The organism is Sphingobium agri (assembly GCF_023051225.1).
In the GTDB taxonomy this organism is placed as follows: Bacteria; Pseudomonadota; Alphaproteobacteria; order Sphingomonadales; family Sphingomonadaceae; genus Sphingobium; species Sphingobium agri.
This window is the reverse complement of record NZ_JALKHS010000011.1, coordinates 155846-174679: the sequence shown is the minus strand read 5'-3', so window position 1 is coordinate 174679 and position 18834 is coordinate 155846. Positions and strand designations below refer to the sequence as shown.

Here is an 18834-nt window from a genome sequence, read left to right as displayed (position 1 = left end):
TGATTATTGATCTGGAAATTCGTGGCCGCGTCAGCCCTCTTTCGGCGCTGTCAGCATGAGTGCGTCGAGAGCGATGGCACCTTGACCCCGAGGATAGACGATGACCGGGTTGAGATCGATTTCCCGGATCGACGGTTCGGCCAGCAGGATGCGGCCGAGCGTGTGGATAATCTGCGACGCCGCCTCCACATCCAGCGCTGGCGACCCGCGAAAGCCGCGGAGCAGGGGCGCTTGCTTGAGCTTGTCCAGTTCAGCTGCGATGGCGCTCACCGTGAGGCCGGGGGTGATCAGGCGGACGTCCTGCAGGATTTCCGCCGTGACCCCGCCAAATCCGCACAGGATGACCGGACCCCAATCGGGATCGTTTTTCGCGCCGATGATCAGTTCGACGCCGCGCTCGCCCATGCCTTCGATCAGGACGCCGTCCAGAGCGATGGCCGCGTCATAGGCGGCGACATTGGCATGTAACCGGTCCCATCCCGCGCGCAGTGCGTCCGCGTTCGACAGGTTGAGGACGACGCCACCCGCATCGCTCTTGTGGCTGAGGCTCGCGGCCTGCGCCTTTATCACCACCGGATAGCCGATCGCCTCGGCCGCGCTCAGCGCCTCGTCGATGCTGGTGCAAAATGCGCCCTTGGGGAACGGGATGCCCAAGGGCGCGAGGATCGCCTTCGAACGATATTCCGGGATGACGCCGCTTCGTCCGGCCAGCGCCGGGGCGGGCAGGGGAGCGGCGGACCCCTCGCTGAAGTCGCGACGCGCATGGTCGTTGAGCCGCTTCAGCGCACGAAAGGCGCGCTCGGTCGAAGGGAAATAGGGAATGCCGAGCGTGCGCAGTTGATCGATCTGATGGGGTGGTACCGGTGCGCCTTCGTCCAGTCCGGCAAAGATGATCGGCTTGTCCGGCGTCAGTTCGCTGACGGCGCGCAGGATCGGCGGCAGTTTGATGCCGACCGTCACGGGATCGGTCTGGATGATCCCCGTGACGATGCTGCCGAACCGGTCGTCGGTGAACAACGCAGCCAGCGTCCGGCGATAGAGGTCGGGATCGACAAGCCCTTGCGCGGTCAGGTCCAGCGGATTGGAGACGGGAACGAAATCGGGCAGCGCCGCCCGCAGGGCAGGGGCGCTGCCATCATTGACCTGCGGCAGGTCGAGGCCGATGGCTTCACACAAGTCGAGGGTAAGCGCCTTGAACGCGCCGCTTTCGCCCAGCACTGCAACACCGCCAGCCGGAATGGTGGGGCAGCGCACAGCAATCTCGGCGATGTCGCCCAATTCTTCAAGCGTTTCGGCGAGGATGACGCCCGCGCGCTCCACCTTGACGCGCATCACCTGATAGTCGCCCGCCATCGCGCCGGTGTGGGTGGCGGCGGATTCACGCGCGGCGGCTGAGCGGCCAGGGTGCAGCAGGACGATCGTCTTGCCCAGCGCGCGGGCGCGGCGGGCGGCGGCGAGGAAGCGCTGCGGCTTGCGGAATTGCTCCACGATCATCGCGATCACCTGGGTGGCGCTGTCTTCCAGCAGGTAGTCGACATAATCCTCGACGCCCGATGCGGCTTCGTTGCCGGTCGAGATCGAGAAGGACAGGCCCAGATCGCGCGAAGCGAGCGTGGTGCACAGGACGCAGGCCATCGCGCCGCTTTGCGACACGACGCCGATGCCGGGACGGTCGCCCAGAGGCTTGGCGTCGGTTTCCACGAAGGTGAGCGGCACGCGATCGATGAAGTTGGTCATGCCAAGGCAATTTGGCCCTTCGACAACCATCCCGGTTTCAGCGGCGATCCGGCCGATCTCCCGTTGTTCCGCCAAGCCCTCTTCACCGCCCTCGGCAAATCCTGCGGAAAAGATGACGGCAGCGCCGGCATTGCGCGCGGCCAGTGCCTTCAGTGTATCGAGCACTGCGGCGCGCGGGATTGCGAGAACGGCGGCATCCACGCCGTCGGGCAACGCATCGACCGACGGCAGGCATGGCCGTCCACCGATTTCCGCGCGCTTGGGGTTGATGAGGTGGATGTCGCCTGAAAAGCCGTTGCGTGTCAGGTTGGACAGGACGGATGCGCCCAGTGCGCCCGGCTTGTCCGATGCGCCGACGATCGCCACCGATCGCGGGCGGAGCAGCCGGTCGAGCGCATTGCCGGTGCGGGCAGCGGTGGCGACGGGCGGATTGAGGGTGTCGGCCGTCATGGGTCCGTCTCTCCAAAACTCTCGGGGGCAGGCCGCCTTTCGGGCGATCCTGCCAGTCTGTCGCGGTTCAGGCCTGCTGTTTCGACTTGTCGTAAGCGCCAAGGCCCGGCTTGTAGCTCTTTTCGTCGATGAACTGTTTGATGCCTTCCTTGCGGCCCTCATTGTCGAAGCTGTTGGCCGCTTCCTGCGCGCGGATCAGATAATCCTCGGCATTGTCATAGGTCATTTCGCGCACGCGCCGGATGGCGTCCTTGGTCGCCTTGAGCGCAACGGGGTTCTTCGTCAGCAATGTCTGCGCGACCTGCGACACGCGGTCCCTGAGCGCCCCAACCGGCAGCGCTTCGTTGACGAAGCCCCATTCTGCCGCCGTCCTGCCGTCCACATTCTCGCCCATCAGCGCATGATACATCGCGTTGCGGAAGCTGGTCAGTTCCGTCGCCACCTTGGCCGCGCCGCCGCCCGGCAGAATGCCCCAGTTGATTTCGCTGAGGCCGAACTGCGCCTCTTCCGCCGCGAAGGCGAGGTCGCAGGCGAAGAGCGGACCATAGCCGCCGCCAAAGCACCAGCCGTTGACCATCGCGATAGTCGGTTTCTGATACCAGCGAAGGCGGCGCCACCAGCCATAGCTTTCCCGTTGTGCCCCCCGCGTGCCCTTCAGGCCCTGCGCCTCGGTCTCCCGGAAATATTCCTTAAGGTCCATGCCAGCGCTCCACGCCGTGCCTTCACCGGTCAGGACGAGGACGCCGACATCCTCGCGAAACTCAAGTTCATCGAGCACGCGCATCATCTGGCGGTTAAGGCGCGGCGACATGCAATTGCGCTTGTCCGGCCGGTTGAGGCTGACCCAGGCGACCCCTTCGGCCACCGTGAAGGCGACGGTTTCGATTTCGGCCTGCTCGACGCCGTCGGCATGCAGGAAGTTCGTCATGATCGTTCCTTAGAAGTTGTTCGTCACACCAGCCAAAGCTGGTATCTTGTGCGGCTAAGTCGTGCCTCTCCGCCTGAGATCCCAGCTTCCGCTGGGATGACGAGGGAAGTGAATATCAAATCGGATAATGGCCGGGCTGGGTCTCCATCGTGATCCAGCGCAGTTCGGTGAAGCTGTCGATCCCGGCGCGGCCGCCGAACTTGCCATAGCCAGACGCCTTGACGCCGCCGAAAGGCATCTGCGCTTCGTCATGGACGGTTGGGCCGTTCACATGGCAGATGCCGGACTGTATCTGCCGCGCGACCCTGAGCCCGCGCGCCGTGTCGCGGGTGAAGACCGATGCGGACAGGCCATATTCCGTGTCATTGGCGAGCTCGATCGCATGAGCTTCGTCGTGGGCGCGGACGATACCGACAACTGGCCCGAAACTTTCATCGCGGAACAGCTTCATCTGTGGCGTCACGCGGTCGATGACATGGGCGGGCATCAGGACGCCACCCCCTTCGTTCAACACATCGCCACCGTTCAACTGGGTCGCGCCCGCCGCCAGCGCATCATCGATGAGCGAACGGACATGGGATACCGTCCTGCTGTCCACCACCGCGCCCAGTGGCGTCTTGCCCTCACGCGGATCGCCCACCGCCATGGTGCCGACCTTGGCCTGGAACTTGTCGGCAAAGGCGTCGGCGATGGCGTCGACCACGATGATCCGTTCGGTCGACATGCAGATCTGGCCCTGGTTCATGAAGGCGCCGAACGCAGCTGCCTTCACTGCCTCGTCGAGGTCAGCATCCTCCAGCACGATCAGCGGCGCCTTGCCGCCCAGTTCCAGCACGACGGGCTTCAGATGTTCCGCGCAGCGCTTCGCGATGATCCGACCAACGGGCGTCGATCCGGTAAAGTTCACCCGGCGCACCGCCGGATGGTCGATCATAGCGCCGACCACATCGGCCGCATCCTGCGGTGCGTTGGTGACGAGGTTGACGATGCCGCCGGTAAGGCCTGCTTCCACAAAGGCCTGGACGATCAGGCCATGGGTGCGAGGGCATTGTTCCGATGCCTTGAGCACCACGCTGTTGCCGCAGGCGAGCGGCACGGCGATGGCGCGGGTCGCGAGGATGATCGGCGCATTCCACGGCGCCATCGACAGTACCACGCCTGCCGGTTCGCGGATCGCCATGGCGATGCAGCCGGGCTTGTCGGACGGAATCACTTCGCCGCCGATCTGGGTGGTGAGCGCCGCTGCCTCGCGCACCATGGAGCTTGAGAGCATCAGATTGAAACGAGCCCACCCTTCGGTCGCGCCGATTTCCTCCATCATCGCATTGATGAAATCGTCCACGCGAGCGTCGAGCGCGTCGGCGGCCTTCATCAGCAGGGCGCGGCGGGCATTTGGGCCGGTTTGCGACCAGGCGGGGAATGCGGCCTGGGCTGCGTCGACTGCGGCAACGGCGTCTTTGACGCTGGCGGCGGCGGCGCGGGTGGCGACGGTGCCGGTAACCGGGTTCATTCGTTCGAAAAGCTGATCGGCGCTGCGCGATTCGCCACCGATAATCAGGGAAATTCGTGATGCGGACATTGGTCAGGTCCTCTCCTAATGTTATGTTTCATATCAATGTTGATTGTTCTGGGCAATAACATTATGAATGACGCATGAGCATGAGTCCCTCCGACCAAAGATTGATCAATCCTGTCGCCTCGCGTTTGGGATACCGGCTGCGGCGGACATCCTCGGCAATGATGGCGACTTTGGGTGCGTCGTTGGAACTGGTGGGACTGCGGCCGGTGGAAGCGACCATCCTCTTGACTATCGGAGCCAATCCGGGCTGCATCCAAAGCGACATCGGTCGCATGCTGGGGATCAAGCGGGCCAATATGGTGCCGCTGATTGCCGCCTTGATCCAGAAGGACCTGGTGCAGAAGTCGCCCGTCGATGGGCGCTCCTTCGCCCTGTTCCTCAGTCCGGCGGGCGAAGACGCGCGGAGCGAGGCGGACGCGATCATGACCGCGCATGAACGCCGTTATGCGCGCCTGCTGACGCCTGAATATCAGGATGCGCTGCGGACGGTGCTGGACATCCTGGAGCAGGAAGAAAATGCCACGCATGAGGAGAGGGAAGCGGCAGTCATGTAGGCCGCGCCATCTCCGCAGTGCGTATGTCACTTGGGAGCCTAACGCCGCAGTAAAAATATGCGCGGCAAGCAGGGAGGGATTCAATGGAGGCCAATCTCAGCGCGCAGATACTGCCCGCCCTCTACGGATGCTGCGACCGTCCGGAAAATTGGCGGCCGCTGCTGGACCAGATTTGTGCCAGCCTTGGCGTCCGCAGCGCGGCGGTGCAGATCTACCGGCAGGACGGCGGCCATTTGATACAGCGGTGGCAGGAGCGGGACAGCTATTCCCACGCGAACGCCGCCCAGCATGACCGGTGGATCAACAATCCCGACAATCCCCGGCTCGCCATCGTCCCGCGCGATCGGCTGGAAGCACAGCTTGCCGTGCGCACCGATGAGCAGCGTTTCGATTCCACATCGCCGCAATTGCAAGAAACGCGGCATCGTCTGGCGCAGATCGGCCTAAGGGGTGGATCGGGCGTGCTGTTCGAATTCGAACCCTCGCGCTGGTTCAGCCTGATCCTGCACCGGCAGATCAGCGACACGGCGGACGGGGATGGGAAGGACGCGGCCTTCCTGTCGGACATCGCACCGCATCTTCTGGCACTGTCGCGTCTGTCAGCAACAGTGCAGGCAGCCTATTCTGCGCAGGCGACATTGGCGTCGATCGTGGATCGCCTGCGCCCGGGCGTCATCTTCTGCACCGGCAGCGGGGAGGTCCGCTGGCATAATCGTGCGGCTGCCGCGATGCTGGCGAACGGCGCGCCGCTGACGCTGGGGCATGGCCAACTTCGCGGGGTCTCGGCCGAAAGCCGTCAGCGGCTGGCACGGCTCCTGTCGCCTGCCCGTGATGATGACATGGTTACGGCGGCGTTCGGGGATCTGGACGACAGCATGGTGCAGGCCATTGCGCTGCCCAACGGCGCGTTCAAGGCGGATGTGGCGGAGGGATGGGATGATGACCGGGACGGCGTTGCGCTGATCCTGATCGATCCGTCACAGGCGCCTATGTTGTCGGTCGGGCACGTCACCTCGCTCTTCGGCCTGACGCCTGCGGAGGCGCAACTGGCGGTCGCCCTTTCTCAGGGCGTATCTTTGAACGCCTATGCCGATCGCCGCGGCATATCGGTTGGCACCGTGCGCATACAGATGAAGCGCATTCTGGAAAAGACCGACAGCCGCCGCCAGGCAGACCTTGTCGGCAAGCTGTACGGCTCCGTCATCGCCCAGCTGCATGGCAGCATGCATTGAGTGAACGACCGTGCGGCGTATCCCATTTGGGAGCCGCGCTCGCCACGCCGTCGGTTCACAACAGTCTTGAAGAACCGGCGATCATCAGCCGGCCCGAAAGTAGAGGGTGTGCGTGTGCGCAAAGCATCAGGATTTCTTGTGAGTTTCGCGGCTGGCGCGATGTGCGCAGCCGTTCAGCCTGCGTCGGCGCAGCAGACATTGCCCGCAGTGCTCGCCGACGGACCACCGTCTGCCGTACCGGTCGCCGTTCAGATCGCACGCTGGCACATGCTGGATGGCGACATCAATTCACTGACCTTTCGCAGCATGGATCGCCTGTTCACCACGCGCACCGTCGCTCATGCAGGGACGCCCTGGCGCCTTCCGCGCGCCGACGCGCCGTTGGATGTCAGCTATACCTTCGGAGGCAAGCGCTACACGGCGCAGGACTTCCTCGACCGCACCTACACCAACGCGCTGCTGGTGATGAAGGACGGGAAGATCGTCAGCGAGATCTATCGCAACAACAGCGATGAAAACAGCCGCTTCATCGGCTGGTCCATGACCAAGTCGGTCACTTCGCTGCTGGTCGGCTGTGCGCTGGCGGAGGGGCGGATCAAGTCGCTGGACGACAATATCACCACTTATCTGCCCGAACTGAAGGGCGGCGGCTATGATGGCGCGACTATCCGTCAGATCCTGCAGATGCGGTCTGGCGTTGATTATGAGGAACGGTACGACTTCGCCAATCCGGGCATCGCGGCGCGAAATCATATCGACGCGTTGGTCAAGAATGTCGCGCGCTTTGCTGATGCGGCGCGGACGGTGAAGCGGCTGCACGAGCCGGGCAGCGTGTTCCAGTACAAGACACTGGATACCGCCGTGCTTGGCTGGCTGATCGAACGGGTCAGCGGGACCACCGTCGCGGCCTATACCGCGCAGAAATTGTGGGAGCCGCTGGGCGCTGAACAGGACGGCTTCTACATCATGGATGGACAGCCCGGCACGGGTCGCGAATTCAGCGGCGCTGGTTTTAACGCCACGCTGCGCGACTATGGACGGATCGGCCAGATGATGCTCGACGGCGGCCGCGCCAACGGGCGTCAGGTGGTGCCCGCCGATTGGGTCCGCACATCGACCGCGCCGTCCACGCCTGCCGATCCAAGTGTTCCGGGCATGCCGACCGGCTATGCGATGCAATGGTGGCTGCTCGACAATAGCGGCGCCTACTCGGCAGTGGGGTTGCAGGGTCAGTTCATCTACGTCGATCCGCGATCCCGCACAGTCGTCGTCAAGATCAGCTATTTCCCGCCGGGCGATGAAAAGCCGACCGCGGAAACCGGCGCTTTCCTGAAGGCGGTGTCGGCCTGGTCACCGAAATGATCGCGAAAGATAGCAAAATGAGGGAGGGAAGAATGAAGCGCATATTGCTGACGGGCTCAACCGCCATAATGACCCTGTGGACAGCGTCTGTCTGGGCTCAGGATGCTGCTCCGCAGGCCGAAACATCCGGCACGCTGGGCGAAATAGTCGTGACGGCCCAGCGCCGGACGGAAAATCTGCAAAAAGTGCCGGTTGCCGCCAGCGCGCTTGATGCAAGCGACCTCAAGGCGAATGCCGTCGTCCGGCTGAACGATCTTCAGAATGCGACGCCTGCACTGTCGATTTCCGACGCGGGCATTACCTCGGCCGTCAACATTCGCGGCATCGGCCTTGCCAGCAACTCGCCCAATGTGACGGCAGGCGTCGCCACCTATGTCGACGGCCTGTTCCAGCCGCCGATCGTCCAGGCCAACAGCTTCTACGATCTGGCGAGCGTCGAAGTCTTGCGCGGGCCGCAGGGCACGCTCGTCGGCAGCAACTCGACCGGCGGCGCGATCTTCATCAATTCGCGCAATCCTGATGTGAACGAAGTCAATGGCTATGCCGAAGGCAGCGCTGGCAATCGCGGCAATTTCGGGCTGGAAGGGGCGGTCAACGTGCCGCTGTCCTCGACCCTGGCGGTGCGCGGCGCTGGCTTCTACCGGGGCCATGACAGCTATTTCGACGACGTCGGTCCCTTCAACAACAAGGCGGGCAAGCTCGACGAAAAGGGCGGGCGCGTGGGCGTTCTGTGGCAACCCGGAGACTTTCGCGCGCTGCTGAAGGTCCAGTATAATGATCGGGACATTGGCGGCTATGCCTATCGCCCGATCCGCGGAACCCAATATGCGCCCTACCGCGTCGGCGACATCTATACGCTGAATTACGACACGCCCGTGGCGATCCGGGAAAAGGCGTTCATCTCCAGCCTTGAGCTGCGGCAGGAATTCGCCAGTGGTATCGTGCTACGGTCGATCAGCGGTTATCAGAGCAAGAAGATCGAGGGCGTCAATGATGTCGACGCATCGCCAGCGCCCGACGGCGTCACGCAGGATTATTATGCCCGCGAACGTCAGTATAGTCAGGAGATCAACCTGATCTCGCCTACCGGCGAAACGCTGGAGTGGATATTAGGCGGTTATTTCCAGCGTAACGAGATCAAGGTGCGCATCCGCGAGTTGCGGTTCGGATTTCCGACGGACATCGACCCCGACAATACCCGCACGACGCTGGGCGTTTTCGCGCAGGGCAGCTACCGCGTGACGCCTGATGTCCAGTTGCAGCTGGGCGCGCGCTATTCGCACTATAAGGCGAGCGGCGTCGGTGATGTGCGCATTGGCGCTGGCATCCCAACCTTCCCGCCCGGCGGCTTTCCAGTGGCGAGCCTTGACGGATCGCACCAGGATGGTCGTGTTACTGGCAAGGCGGCGATCAACTGGACGGTGAACGACGACCATCTGCTCTATGCCTTCGTCGCGCGTGGATACAAACCCGGCGGTTTCAACGCCGTGAATTCCGAGTTCCGGCCGGAAATGGTGTGGAACTATGAAATCGGTTGGAAGGCGAGCCTGTTCGACAAGCATGTCCGCACGCAGGTCTCAGCTTTCTACAATGACTATTCCGATTTCCAGTTCGAGGTGATCGAGCCGACTACTGGTTTCAACGGCGTCCAGAACATCTCGCAGGGCAAGATAAAGGGCTTCGAAGCGCAGTTGCAGAGCAAGTTCGGCGGCTTCAGTCTCGATGCCAATGTCGCCTATGTTCATTCGAAGCTTGCCGGGCTGACCTTCATCAACACCCGGGCCATTCCGCCGGGAAACCTTGGTCCGCAATGTGTTCCAGGTCAGACCTCCGGTTGTTTTGACTATAATCCTTACATCATCACCACAGATGGTGGTCCCAACCTCTATTCGCCCAAATGGACCTATGGCGGCACAGCGGCCTATGAATTCCAGCTTGGAGGCGACGTCACTCTGACGCCGCGCGTGAGTTATTCCTATGTGGGCCCACGCTTCACCTATCTAGCCTATTCGCCGGTGTCGGATCGGATCGCGGGCTATGGCCTGTTGTCCGGCCTCGTCACCCTGCGCACCGGCCAGTTCCATATTGAGGCTTATGGCACCAACCTGACCGGCAAGCGCTATGTCAGCGGCCAGTTCGGCCTCAATGAATTTTACGGCGCGCCGCGCGAATATGGCATACGCGCCGGGTTCACCTTCTGAACTTTGGAAAACCTGCTGGCTCCCGCCACAGGTCTCAAAAGAAAGCTTTGGAGCATGTTCGATCAGGCACAGATCGAACATGCTCCAATCAAGCTGCTCGATAATCAATCATCCATATTTTTATCGGCATGGATTGTTGTATAGAAACATCTCATGCAGACCCGCTTCATCGAATATTTCCTCGCGCTCGAGCGGGAGAGGCATTTCGCGCGAGCGGCCGAATATTGCAACGTGTCACAGCCCACTCTGTCTGCGGGCATCGCCACTCTTGAAGGACAATTGGGCAAGAGGCTGATCCAGCGCGACCGCCGATTTGTGGGATTGACGCCGGAAGGTGAAGCGATCCTTCCATGGGCCCGGCAGATCGTTGCTGCGGTCGAAGCATTGGAGCAAAGTTCGGCTACAGCGCGCGGCGCTCTGAAAGGTGAGTTGCGGTTGGGCGCGATACCTGCTGCCATGCCGGTCATCGGTCATTTGGCAGGAGCCATGCTGGCGCGCCATCCCGGCCTAAACATCGCGGTCCGCGCGCTGACTTCGCGGCAGATCGAACGCGATCTTGCCGCCTTCGAACTGGATGCAGGTCTTACCTACCTGGATTTCGAACCGCCCGCTCATGCCTTGACCGTTCCGCTCTATGCCGAACGGGCAATGTTGATCAGCGCCGTCGATGGCGTCCATGTTCCAGATCCGCTTGACTGGTCCGATCTCGCCGAGTTGCCATTATGCCTGTTGCATCAGGGCATGCAGAACAGGCGCATTCTCGACGCGCGTTTGGCTGAGCGCGCGTTGGCGCTTCGCCCAATCATCACCGCTGACAGCTATTTGGCGCTGTTGGGATTGGTTCAGCAAGGCCGCCTCTGCTCCATCATACCGGATAGCCACACCAGATTGCTGGAAGGGTTGCAATGGATACGGCTGCACGCCCTGCCCGATCCGCAGGAAGTAAGCCGCATTGGCATCATCGTGTCCGACAGCGCGCCGATGAGCCCACTCGCCCAAGCGGTCCTGAGCGTCGCGCGGGAACTGCACCTGCCGAAAAGCCCTTAGGTGCTCGTCGATAGACAATGACTATCGATCATCATGGGGTTCGATTTGACTGGAACCCCGGCGATCCACACCCTTCCGCCCAGAATAGAAATGGATGGATGGGATGGACGAGTTCATCGGCGCCTGGGTTGCGCGTCACTCTGCAACGCGGGACCAGCTTCTGCCTCTGCTCCACGCGATTCAGAAAGAGGCCGGTTATATCGACGATGCATGGGTGCCGTCCGTTGCGAAGGCCTTGAACCTCAGCCGTGCGGATGTGCACGGCGTCATCACTTTCTATCACGACTACCGCCGCGCGCCCGCTGGCCGTCACGTGGTGAAGCTGTGCCGGGCGGAAAGTTGCCAGGCGCGGGGCGGTGCGGCGATCGAGGCGGCGGTAGTCCGCCGCCTTGGCGTGCCGCTTGGCCAGACACGCGCGGATGGGCAGGTCAGCCTGGAACCGGTCTATTGCCTCGGCCTATGTGCCATCGGCCCCAACGCTCTGGTCGATGGTCGGCCGGTGGCGCGGATCGACAACGCCGTGTTGGACCGGATCGCGGCAGAGATCGCGGCATGACGCGGGTCTACATCAGCCGCGATATGGCGTCGGTGGCCTTGGGCGCGGACGCTGTCGCGCACGCGTTCGAACAGGTCGGGTGCGACGTGATCCGCACTGGATCACGCGGGCTCTTTTCGATCGAACCGCTGGTGGAGGTGGAAACGGACGAAGGGCGCATCGGCTATGGTCCAGTAGGAACGGGCAGTGTCGCCACCGTACTGGACGGGACGCATCCGGGAAGGCTGGGCAAGGTCGAGGATCTGCCCTTCTTCGCCAGCCAACAGCGTTTCACCTTCGCGCGCTGCGGCATCACCGATCCGCTCAGCCTGACGGATTATGCCGCGCGTGGCGGATGGAAGGGGTTGGAGGCCGCAAGGGCGCAGACGCCGCAAGCCGTGGTCGATACTGTCAAGGCATCAGGCCTGCGCGGGCGGGGCGGGGCTGGCTTTCCGACCGGGATCAAATGGCAGACCGTGCTGGACGCGCCTGCCTCCACCAAATTCATCGTCTGCAACGCCGATGAAGGCGACAGCGGCACTTTCGCCGACCGCATGTTGATGGAGGGCGACCCCTTTTGCCTGATCGAGGGCATGGCGATCGCCGCCCATGCCGTGGGCGCGGGCCACGGCTATATCTATATCCGCTCGGAATATCCCTTCGCTTGCCAAACCATGCGCGCGGCCATCGACGCGTCGGCGCATCTGGTCGCGCCCTTCAAACTGGAGGTGCGCGAAGGGGCGGGCGCTTATGTCTGCGGCGAAGAGACGGCGCTGCTCGACAGTATAGAGGGCAAGCGCGGACAGGTGCGTGCCAAGCCGCCGCTGCCCGCGCTTCAGGGGCTGTTCGGCCAGCCAACGGTCATCAACAATGTGCTGTCGCTCGCGGCGGTGCCCTTCATCCTTGCCAAAGGCGCTGATGCCTATGCTGCCGTGGGTTTTGGGCGCTCACGCGGCACCATGCCGGTGCAGCTTGCAGGCAATGTAAAGCATGGCGGTCTATACGAGATCGGCTTTGGCATCACGCTGGGCGAATTGGTGAACGGCATTGGCGGCGGCACGGCAAGTGGCTGCCCGGTTCGCGCGGTGCAGGTCGGCGGACCGCTCGGCGCTTACTTCCCGCCGTCCATGTTCCACCTGCCGTTCGACTATGAGGCATTCGCGCAAGCGGGTGGACTCATCGGCCACGCGGGGATCACGGTTTTTGACGACAGCGTCGACATGGCGCACATGGCCCGCTTCGCCATGGAATTCTGCGCGGCGGAAAGCTGCGGCAAATGCACGCCTTGCCGCATCGGCTCGACGCGCGGGGTGGAGATTATCGACCGGATCATCGGAACGCGTGACTCCCTTCGATCCGTTCGGGCTGAGCCTGTGGCAGAGCGAGCGGTAGAGCGGTTTCTCGATAGCGCTCTTTACTCCCGCTCTCCCGATCGCATCGACGTATCGATCGAAGCGCAGACGAGCCTTCTCCGTGATCTCGCCGACACCATGAAATATGGCTCGCTCTGCGCCTTGGGCGGCTTTACCCCCTATCCAGTGCTGAGCGCGCTCGATCATTTCCCCGAAGATTTCGGTGCAGCGGCACCGGCGAAAGAGGCAGCGGAATGACCTTTTCCCGCGAAACCGACCATGGCACGCCGCCTGCGCTGGCGACCGGCAAGTCCGTCACACTCACGATCGATGGCCAAAGCGTCACCATGCCCGAAGGCACCAGCATCATGCGCGCCGCGTCGCTGCTGGGCGGGTCCATTCCAAAGCTGTGTGCGACGGACAATGTCGAAAGCTTCGGCTCCTGTCGCCTCTGCCTGGTCGAAGTGGAGGGGCGCAACGGCTATCCCGCATCCTGCACCACACCGGTCGCGGAGGGTATGGTGGTCCGCACCCAGACCGAAAGGCTGAAAAAGCTGCGGCGCGGGGTGATGGAGCTGTACATCTCAGACCATCCGCTCGACTGCCTGACCTGCGCCGCGAATGGAGACTGCGAATTGCAGGATCAGGCGGGCGCGGTCGGCCTGCGCGACGTGCGCTATGGCTATGATGGCGCGACCAATATGGGTCAGGCGAAGGACCAGTCGAACCCCTATTTCGATTTTGATCCGAGCAAGTGCATCGTCTGTTCCCGCTGTGTGCGCGCCTGTGAGGAGGTGCAGGGAACATTCGCGCTGACTATCGAGAACAAGGGCTTTGAATCAAAGGTAGCGCCGTCGCAGGGTGAGGATTTTCTCGGCTCCGAATGCGTGTCCTGCGGGGCCTGCGTTCAGGCCTGCCCGACAGCGTCGCTGATCGAGAAGAAGGTGGTGGAAACCGGCACGCCTGATCGCGCGGTCGTCACCACCTGTGCCTATTGCGGCGTCGGCTGCACTTTCCGTGCAGAGATGCGCGGCGAGGAGCTGGTCCGCATGGTGCCGTGGAAGGACGGCAAGGCGAACCGTGGCCACAGCTGCGTCAAGGGGCGGTTCGCCTGGGGCTATGCCCAGCACAAGGACCGTATCCTGAAACCCATGATCCGCGCGTCGGTGGACGAACCCTGGCGCGAGGTCAGCTGGGAAAAGGCGATCGCCCACACCGCGTCGGAGTTCCGCCGCATACAGTCGCAATATGGTGCCCGCTCTATCGGCGGCATCACATCCAGCCGCTGCACCAATGAAGAGACATTCCTGGTGCAGAAGCTTATCCGCCAGGGCTTCGGCAACAATAATGTCGATACCTGCGCGCGCGTCTGTCACTCCCCGACCGGCTATGGCCTGAAAACGACATTCGGCACGTCCGCAGGCACGCAGGATTTCGACAGCGTGATGGAGGCGGACGTGATCCTGGTGATCGGGGCGAACCCGACGGACGGGCATCCCGTTTTCGCCAGCCGTCTGAAGAAGCGGCTGCGGCAGGGCGCGAAGCTGATCGTCATCGACCCGCGCCGGATCGATCTTGTGAGGTCGCCCCATGTGGAGGCAGAACATCATCTGCCTCTGCGCCCCGGCACTAACGTCGCCATGCTGACGGCGCTTGCGCATGTGATCGTAACGGAGAAGCTCTATGACGAGAGTTTCATCCGCGAACGCTGCGACTGGGACGAGTTTGCCGATTGGGCGGAGTTCGTTTCCGACCCCAGCCGGTCGCCCGAAGCGATCGAACCGCTGACTGGCGTCATGCCGGATGAGGTACGCGCCGCTGCCCGCCTCTACGCGACCGGCGGCAACGCGGCCATCTATTACGGCCTCGGCGTCACCGAACATAGCCAGGGCAGCTCGACCGTGATGGCGATCGCCAATCTGGCGATGGCGACCGGCAATATCGGGCGCGAGGGTGTTGGCGTAAACCCGCTGCGGGGGCAGAATAATGTGCAGGGCGCCTGCGACATGGGCAGTTTCCCGCACGAATATAGCGGCTACCGTCATGTCTCGGACGACGACACCCGGCGCCTGTTCGAACAGGCCTGGGGCGTGGCGCTGGACCCGGAGCCCGGCCTGCGCATCCCCAACATGCTGGATGCAGCGACCGATGGTGTGTTCAAGGGCATCTTCATCCAGGGCGAGGATATCTTGCAGTCGGACCCGAACACGCATCATGTCGCGGCGGGGCTGTCGGCGATGGAGTGCGTGGTCGTGCAGGATCTTTTCCTGAACGAAACCGCGAATTACGCTCATATTTTCTTGCCGGGTTCCACCTTCCTTGAGAAGGACGGGACCTTCACCAATGCGGAGCGGCGGGTTCAGCGGGTGCGCAAGGTGATGGCGCCGCTCAACGGCTATGCCGATTGGGAGATCGTGCAACTGGTCGCGAACGCCATGGGGCTGGGCTGGAAATATAAGCATCCTTCTGAAATCATGGAGGAAATTTCGGCGCTCACCCCCACCTTTGCCGGGGTGCGTTATGACAGGCTGGACGCGGAAGGATCGCTGCAATGGCCCGCCAACGACAGCGCGCCGCAGGGCACGCCGACAATGCATATCGACGGCTTCGTGCGCGGCAAGGGCAAGTTCGTCGTCACCAGCTATATCCCGACGGACGAGAAGACGGGCCCGCGCTTTCCCTTGCTGCTGACGACCGGACGCATCCTTAGCCACTATAATGTCGGCGCGCAGACGCGGCGCACCGCCAATACCGCCTGGCATCCGGAAGACCGGCTGGAGATCCATCCGAGCGACGCGGAAAACCGGGGCCTGAAGGATGGCGAATGGGTGACGCTGCGCAGCCGTGCGGGAGAGACGACGCTAAGGGCGCTGATCACTGACCGGGTGGCGCCGGGCGTCGTATACACGACGTTCCATCATCCCGAGACACAGGCCAATGTCGTCACCACCGACTTTTCCGATTGGGCCACCAACTGCCCCGAATATAAGGTCACGGCGGTGCAGGTTTCCGCATCCAACGGCCCCAGCGACTGGCAGCAAAGCTATGAGGAGCAGGCGCGCCACAGCCGCCGGATCGACGTGGCGCATGCGGCGGAGTGAAGGAAGATGAGCGGCGGCGATAGCGTGATGATGTCGAACCAGGCCCGCCTGGTCTATATGGCCAACCAGATCGCCCGCAATCTGGAAGGCACCGGCCATGACGATGCGGCAAAGGCGGTTGCCGATCACATTGCCAGTTTCTGGGACCCCCGCATGCGGGCGCAGATCTCCGCGCTGCAGGAGGCGGGCGACGCGGGTTTGAGTCCGGCGGCCGACGCGGCCATCACCTTGTTGCGTGAGCGCGGCGCGCCGCCGCCGCAGAGCCGTGCGACACTATTCAACAGCGTGGATGAGGCAGGTCATTCTGACGCGGGCTGACGGGCTTCCGCTCATTCTCCAGTACGGGACAGCATGACTCGGTGAAGTCCCTATCCCAGGAACCGCGCTTTTGTCAGACATTCTTTCCACTCCGCCAGCGGATCGGAATCAGCGACGATTCCAGAGCCGAGGCCGATCGTCAGCCGCGCATCCTTTGGAGCGAAAGTGAGTGTGCGGATCGCCACGTTGAAGCTGGCGTCGCCATTCGGGGCGAAATGGCCGATCGATCCAGTGTAGACGCCGCGCGGCCTGTCCTCCAGATGCGCGATCACTTGCGCAGCGCGGATCTTGGGCGCTCCGGTGATCGATCCGCAAGGAAACAGCGCGGCCAGGATATCGAAGGCATCCACATCCTCGCGCCGCCGCGCCGTCACGGCAGAAACCATCTGGTGCACGGTCGGGTAGGTTTCGACCGCGAAAAGCTGCGGCACTTGCACCGATCCGGCTGCCGCCACCCGTGAAAGGTCATTGCGCATCAGGTCGACGATCATCAGATTTTCGGCCCGCTGCTTGGGATCAGCCGCGAGCGACCTTGCCGCTTCGGCATCCGCATCCGGATCCAGATGCCTTTCCGCCGTGCCCTTCATCGGACGGCAGGCAATGTCGCGCCTCTTGAGCGTGAAGAACAGTTCAGGCGAGAAGGAGAAGATGAGCCCGGTGCCAGTGGAAAGGATCGCGCCATAGGGCGCCCGCTGCCGCTGCCGCAGCCGGGCGTAGAGCGCCAGCGGATCGCCATGGAACTGCATGTTGGCGGCAAAAGTCAGGTTTGCCTGATACAGATCGCCTGCCTGGATGAGGTCGAGAAGGGCAGCGATCCGCTCCGCATGCTGTCCTTCTGTCGTTCCGGGGAGGAGCGGTCCCAGGTCGAATACCGCGTCCCCGCCCGGCAGCAATTCCGCGAACCTGTGTGAGGGCAGTGTGCGCGGAGCTTCGAATATCCCGAACCAGAGAAGCGGCCCTTGCGAGGGAGTGACCGGCATGGCGGGATCAAAGGCCGCCCCGGCATCATAGCTGACGAACCCGGCCGCGTGAGCGCCTGCTCTTGTCGCCTCGCGCACGGCGTCCAAAGCCGGAACGACATCAGCCAGAGTCTCGGCTTCGATCATTCGCAACGGATCGGAAAAAAGCGTGACATGGCCACTGGGCGAGGATGCATCGTCCAGCAGCACGAAGGGCCGGTCCAGATCCGGAAGGAATGCCATGGCCCGCTTTGGCCGCACACCGCGAAAGGACGTTCATTCGAACTGATCCTGATGTATAAATTTATTCTAATTGTCATATCGAAACAAAATAGCCACGCCAGCCAGAGGCTAGGCTATATCTTTGACTATCAATGGCTTGGCTTCTGGGATCGTCTTCACCGCACAGTGATCAAAGCCGATCTGGAGCGTGCCGCGTCAAAGCGTGAGCTATTCCCTTTTCCTGATTTATGTGAAAAGTTCCGATCAGGAGAGCGGTGAATGATCGAGCATTTCTCGACGCGCGATGTCGCCAGGCGTGAACGCCTGGCCTATTGGAACAGCGTTGCCTCTGGCCGGTCCGCCGGGCTGATGATCGACAGTTCCAACCGCGAATTTCTGGGGCAGCTGGGCTGCTGGACGCTGGGCAACCTCACCATATTCAAGGCGCGGGCAGAATCGTCGATCGTGTCGCGTAGCGCCCGCTATCATGGCGAGGAAAGGTTGCTGGTGCACCTTCAGACCCTGGGTCTCAGCGAACAGCGGCAATCGGGCCGCGAATGCCTGCTGCGTCCGGGAGATCTATCCATTTGCACCACAGCGGCGCCGATGCGGATGGAGGTTGCATCCCACGAAATGATGGTTGTCGATGTCGCCCGCCATGAACTTGAACGGCGGGTGCCGCAGTTGGACCTCCACATCGGTAGCCCGACGCCGGGCAATTCGCCGACCGTCCACAGCTTCCATCAACTGGCGCTCGCCTTATGGCGGGAAGCCAAGAGCCGTGCCGTTGCGCCTGATCCGAGCTGGGCGGAAGGGGCTGAAACGCTCATGCTCGACCTGCTCGGCCTGGCTCTGCGCAGCGCTGTTCGGGGCGGGCCCAATGTCGATGGACGGGGGCTGGCCCGCGTCAAGGCTATCGTGGAAGCGCGGCTGGGCGATCCTGAACTCGACACCGAATCCATTGCACGGGAAGTAGGCATTTCCCCCCGCACGATCCAGACCTGGTTCGCCGCTGAAAGCACGACACTGCGCGCCTATATATTGGACAGGCGGATGGAGCGGGCGCTGGAAATTCTGGCCGCTGACCGGGCGCCGAATATCACCGTGATCGCACTTGAGCTTGGTTTCAATGATCCTGCGTATTTCGCACGCTGCTTCCGCAAGCGGCACGGCTTTTCACCTCGCGAAGGCCGCCAGATCGCGCGCGCCTGACAGAGCCAATTCCACAAAGATCGTCCATCGGCCGTTCCTGTCGCT

14 protein-coding genes are annotated in these 18834 nt (G+C 62.6%); 10 read left to right on the top strand and 4 right to left on the bottom strand.

Translation table 11 applies throughout. The features are described 5' to 3' along the window. Positions 1–30 precede the first annotated feature (30 nt). From MU848_RS14520 to MU848_RS14510, 3 genes are all read right to left on the bottom strand, one after another. On the bottom strand, positions 31–2187 hold the full coding sequence (locus MU848_RS14520) for an acetate--CoA ligase family protein (RefSeq protein ID WP_247233675.1): 2157 nt from the start codon (positions 2185–2187) through the stop codon (positions 31–33). A 67-nt stretch (positions 2188–2254) separates the two neighbouring features. Continuing rightward, complete coding sequence (locus MU848_RS14515) at positions 2255–3115, bottom strand: p-hydroxycinnamoyl CoA hydratase/lyase (RefSeq protein WP_247233673.1); 861 nt, start codon at positions 3113–3115, stop codon at positions 2255–2257. Positions 3116–3230: 115 nt separating this feature from the next. Beyond that, positions 3231–4694 carry an aldehyde dehydrogenase gene (locus MU848_RS14510; RefSeq protein WP_247233671.1) on the bottom strand — a complete coding sequence of 488 codons (1464 nt, stop codon included), beginning with the start codon at positions 4692–4694 and terminating at the stop codon, positions 3231–3233. Positions 4695–4768: 74 nt separating this feature from the next. On the opposite strand from MU848_RS14510, the gene MU848_RS14505 reads away from it, so the two are divergent. The 9 genes from MU848_RS14505 to MU848_RS14465 all read left to right on the top strand — a co-directional run bounded on the left by MU848_RS14505 (position 4769) and on the right by MU848_RS14465 (position 16396). After that, complete coding sequence (locus MU848_RS14505; RefSeq protein WP_247233669.1) at positions 4769–5248, top strand: MarR family winged helix-turn-helix transcriptional regulator; 480 nt, start codon at positions 4769–4771, stop codon at positions 5246–5248. A gap of 83 nt (positions 5249–5331) precedes the next feature. Beyond that, positions 5332–6480: a helix-turn-helix transcriptional regulator gene (locus MU848_RS14500; protein ID WP_247233667.1), complete on the top strand. Its 1149-nt coding sequence runs from the start codon at positions 5332–5334 to the stop codon at positions 6478–6480. 138 nt (positions 6481–6618) lie between these two features. After that, complete coding sequence (locus MU848_RS14495) at positions 6619–7842, top strand: serine hydrolase domain-containing protein (RefSeq protein WP_247233665.1); 1224 nt, start codon at positions 6619–6621, stop codon at positions 7840–7842. A gap of 32 nt (positions 7843–7874) precedes the next feature. Beyond that, positions 7875–10043, top strand: a complete 2169-nt coding sequence (locus MU848_RS14490; RefSeq protein WP_247233663.1) for a TonB-dependent receptor — start codon at positions 7875–7877, stop codon at positions 10041–10043. A gap of 153 nt (positions 10044–10196) precedes the next feature. Further along, positions 10197–11090 carry a LysR family transcriptional regulator gene (locus tag MU848_RS14485; RefSeq protein WP_247233661.1) on the top strand — a complete coding sequence of 298 codons (894 nt, stop codon included), beginning with the start codon at positions 10197–10199 and terminating at the stop codon, positions 11088–11090. 103 nt (positions 11091–11193) lie between these two features. Beyond that, positions 11194–11646 carry a formate dehydrogenase subunit gamma gene (locus tag MU848_RS14480; RefSeq protein ID WP_247233660.1) on the top strand — a complete coding sequence of 151 codons (453 nt, stop codon included), beginning with the start codon at positions 11194–11196 and terminating at the stop codon, positions 11644–11646. Then, complete coding sequence (locus MU848_RS14475) at positions 11643–13235, top strand: NADH-ubiquinone oxidoreductase-F iron-sulfur binding region domain-containing protein (RefSeq protein ID WP_247233658.1); 1593 nt, start codon at positions 11643–11645, stop codon at positions 13233–13235. The genes MU848_RS14480 and MU848_RS14475 overlap by 4 nt, the downstream gene beginning before the upstream one ends. After that, the gene (gene fdhF / locus MU848_RS14470) at positions 13232–16078 is read left to right on the top strand and encodes a formate dehydrogenase subunit alpha (RefSeq protein WP_247233656.1); all 2847 of its coding nucleotides are present in this window, start codon (positions 13232–13234) and stop codon (positions 16076–16078) included. Before MU848_RS14475 ends, fdhF begins: the two co-directional genes overlap by 4 nt. Positions 16079–16084: 6 nt before the next feature. Continuing rightward, positions 16085–16396, top strand: a complete 312-nt coding sequence (locus MU848_RS14465) for a formate dehydrogenase subunit delta (protein ID WP_247233655.1) — start codon at positions 16085–16087, stop codon at positions 16394–16396. 50 nt (positions 16397–16446) lie between these two features. Here MU848_RS14465 and pabB read toward each other — a convergent pair whose 3' ends face one another. Next, positions 16447–17598 (bottom strand): aminodeoxychorismate synthase component I, encoded by a 1152-nt coding sequence (pabB, locus tag MU848_RS14460; protein WP_247233653.1) that lies wholly within the window; start codon positions 17596–17598, stop codon positions 16447–16449. Positions 17599–17856: 258 nt separating this feature from the next. Between pabB and MU848_RS14455 the strand changes: the two genes are divergently transcribed. Then, positions 17857–18789, top strand: coding sequence for an AraC family transcriptional regulator (locus MU848_RS14455; RefSeq protein WP_247233651.1), 933 nt, complete (start codon positions 17857–17859; stop codon positions 18787–18789). Positions 18790–18834 lie beyond the last annotated feature (45 nt).

Excerpts from the sequence above, each read along its gene's own strand:
- MU848_RS14480 (WP_247233660.1), top strand. The coding sequence starts at position 11,194 with ATGGACGAGTTCATCGGCGCCTGGGTTGCGCGTCACTCTGCAACGCGG.
- MU848_RS14500 (WP_247233667.1), top strand. The coding sequence starts at position 5,332 with ATGGAGGCCAATCTCAGCGCGCAGATACTGCCCGCCCTCTACGGATGC.
- MU848_RS14475 (WP_247233658.1), top strand. The coding sequence starts at position 11,643 with ATGACGCGGGTCTACATCAGCCGCGATATGGCGTCGGTGGCCTTGGGC.
- MU848_RS14515 (WP_247233673.1), bottom strand. The coding sequence starts at position 3,115 with ATGACGAACTTCCTGCATGCCGACGGCGTCGAGCAGGCCGAAATCGAA.
- MU848_RS14490 (WP_247233663.1), top strand. The coding sequence starts at position 7,875 with ATGAAGCGCATATTGCTGACGGGCTCAACCGCCATAATGACCCTGTGG.
- MU848_RS14485 (WP_247233661.1), top strand. The coding sequence starts at position 10,197 with ATGCAGACCCGCTTCATCGAATATTTCCTCGCGCTCGAGCGGGAGAGG.
- MU848_RS14455 (WP_247233651.1), top strand. The coding sequence starts at position 17,857 with ATGATCGAGCATTTCTCGACGCGCGATGTCGCCAGGCGTGAACGCCTG.
- fdhF (WP_247233656.1), top strand. The coding sequence starts at position 13,232 with ATGACCTTTTCCCGCGAAACCGACCATGGCACGCCGCCTGCGCTGGCG.
- MU848_RS14465 (WP_247233655.1), top strand. The coding sequence starts at position 16,085 with ATGAGCGGCGGCGATAGCGTGATGATGTCGAACCAGGCCCGCCTGGTC.
- MU848_RS14505 (WP_247233669.1), top strand. The coding sequence starts at position 4,769 with ATGAGCATGAGTCCCTCCGACCAAAGATTGATCAATCCTGTCGCCTCG.
- pabB (WP_247233653.1), bottom strand. The coding sequence starts at position 17,598 with ATGGCATTCCTTCCGGATCTGGACCGGCCCTTCGTGCTGCTGGACGAT.
- MU848_RS14510 (WP_247233671.1), bottom strand. The coding sequence starts at position 4,694 with ATGTCCGCATCACGAATTTCCCTGATTATCGGTGGCGAATCGCGCAGC.
- MU848_RS14520 (WP_247233675.1), bottom strand. The coding sequence starts at position 2,187 with ATGACGGCCGACACCCTCAATCCGCCCGTCGCCACCGCTGCCCGCACC.